The sequence below is a fragment of the Gardnerella vaginalis genome (genome assembly GCF_001563665.1).
In the GTDB taxonomy this organism is placed as follows: Bacteria; Actinomycetota; Actinomycetes; order Actinomycetales; family Bifidobacteriaceae; genus Bifidobacterium; species Bifidobacterium vaginale_A.
In genome coordinates this window covers 1-2,588 of record NZ_KQ961863.1, presented here as the reverse complement: position 1 = coordinate 2,588, position 2,588 = coordinate 1, and the positions used below count along the sequence as shown (strand labels likewise).

1 protein-coding gene is annotated in these 2,588 nt (G+C 38.9%); it reads left to right on the top strand.

Annotation, left to right across the window (positions count from 1 at the left end; translation table 11 throughout):
* Positions 1-202: 202 nt before the first annotated feature.
* On the top strand, positions 203-2,588 hold a 2,386-nt coding region (locus HMPREF3230_RS03280; protein ID WP_155642891.1), incomplete at its 3' end, for an HYR domain-containing protein.

Sequence of the window (2,588 nt, the reverse complement as noted above, 5' to 3'; positions counted from 1 at the left end):
CCCCCCCCGTAGGAAATTTTACAGTCTAAACTAATGTCAAACTGAAAAATATTATGAAAAATAACAAAAAATGATAGAATTTTAAATGTACCCATTGAAATGGAGAGTTTTATTACCAGTATTGGCAAAATTTGTCATAGAATTCGTTCTATTTATTTGTTTAAAAATTCATTAAGGATTAGGGAAAATTAAGGAGATTGTTATGACAACGATTAACCCTTCAAAACATACATCATCAAAATCTTCTAAAAAGCGTTCTGCACACAAAGTACACACGCTTCCGTTAGCGACAATGGCTGCTTTACTGACAGCAGCAACCTGCTTAGGCAGCCAACCTGCAATGGCAGTTCCAACAAACACAATTACTACACCAACGTACACTGCAACAGCTAAAAAGCTTACGAAAGCCACCGGTGTTGTGTATCAAGATCGTGAAGCTGATGTGGTTGTTAATAATCCAGACTGGCTTAAAACTCTTAATATTCTTGAGTTCCAGCGCTATCGTTCTACTAATGATGAAAATAAAGATAATAAAAAAATTAATTCCAACGAGCATGGTAGCGATGAGTACAATACTCTGATTAAAAAAACGGATATGTATGCACATATCGAAACAATAGATGGCGCTAAATATCTCGTGTTCGACGTGTTCTTCAACAATGATGCTCAATCGATGGTAACAAGATCAAAAAGGCAGTGGTATATATGGCAAGTACCGTACCAAATTGCTAAGTTAAATTCCGATGGCTCGTTTGCAAACGACACAATCCGCGACTTACGTTTTGACGCTTACAAACTTAAAGATGCATCACAAAATGACAAATTAAAACGCAAGATGAACTTTACTCTTTCGCGCGATTTTGCCAAGTTTGAAAAAGTAGAGAATCAGTCAACATCTATAAACTTCCCTAACGATAGCGAGAAGAACTTCGGTGTAGGAAAACCTTCAAGATTCCAATATAGTTTAGGACCAAATCTGGTAAGCGACGACAAATATGGAAAAGATATGAAGAACCTATTCCATGAGAATCACGATGATTACGCTCTTAGTAAAGCAACTTACCCAGCGTACCCATATAGCGGTAAGAATTATGGAATAGGTATTCAAACTTCAGAAGTAAATCTTGCATTCCATATGCATGCCGCAGTAAAGCTTAACAGTACAGCAATTAACGAAAACGCTAAAACTTACGATGAAAAGTACGCTAATATACATAATGCTTGGACTTGGGCAGATTCTGCAACATATGGAAGCACAACAAGCTCATCCTACGTGTGGCTTTCTGGACGAGATCCAGAATCTGACGAAGATAAAAAATTACAGCGCCACAAGGATGACAGTAAAGCGCCAAAAATTTATTACAATGGCACTGAAATCTCCGACAAAACTAAGACCATTAAACTCAAGGAAGGCGAAAAACTAAGCTTCACTACCACCGATGACAAGGGTTATATTGAGAAGTTTAGCATTTCTGGTTTAACGGACACTCCTATAACCAAGCAAGGCGCTGGAACCGAAGACGAACCGCTTCCATCAGGCGACATCACTGTTACTAATGACATGAATAAAAAGGAAGTAACCATTACTTCCGAGGATGGCTCTGGCAACGTTACCACACGCAAAGTTAAAGTCAAAGTTACTAAAAAGCCAAAACTTTCTAAAGAACATCCTCTTACCGGTAAAACCATTGATACTACCGTTGGTGATAAATTACCGGAATTGACAAAAATCGACAATTTTGTAACTGTCAAAGACGGCAACAAGCTTGATAAGCAGCCAACCTTAAGCTGGAAAGGCACTGCTCCAAACACTGATACAGTTGGCGTGTTTACTCATGAGATTACTGGAACATACTCCGATAATTCCACGAGTAACGCAACTGTAACCATCAATGTTAAACCACAGAAGCCAGTTATCGACACTGATCTGACTAATCTTGCTGGAAAGAAAGGGCAGAAAGTAACAGTATCTGTTGGAAGCGGCATTCCTGAAGGCACTACTACAACAGTTAAACTGTTTGATAAAAATGGCAAGGAAATCGGCTCTACTACAACGATTAAGGATGGTAAAGCGGAGATTACCGTTAATGATGGAATTCCTGAAGGCGACGTGTATGCAACAACGACTGTAACGAAGCCTGATAAGCAAGATGGTCCTAAAAAAACAATTCCAGGATTTGAACTAATTTCAGAAAACAGTGATAAAAAACAGGCTACCGCGCCTAAGGATAATGAAAAACCAACAATTACTGCTACTGCTGATTCATTGTCTGTAGCAGTTGGGCAAGATCTGAAGATTCACATTGTTGCTAAAGATGATGTGAAGGTTGAAGAAGTACCTAATGCACAAGCTTTGATGCAAGGTTTAGGTCTTGAACTTAACGAACTCTCATCTCGAATAAAATCAAGTCAAACAACTAATACTGATAAAGAAAAGGATTTTGATCTTACAGTTAAGAATATGCAGCCGAAGGAAGTTGGCACACATACTATAACCTTCACGGTAAAAGACTCGGCAGGAAATACCGGCACCACAACTCTAACCATAACTGTGAAGCCAGCTGCTCCAACCGTCACTGTCCCAGCAG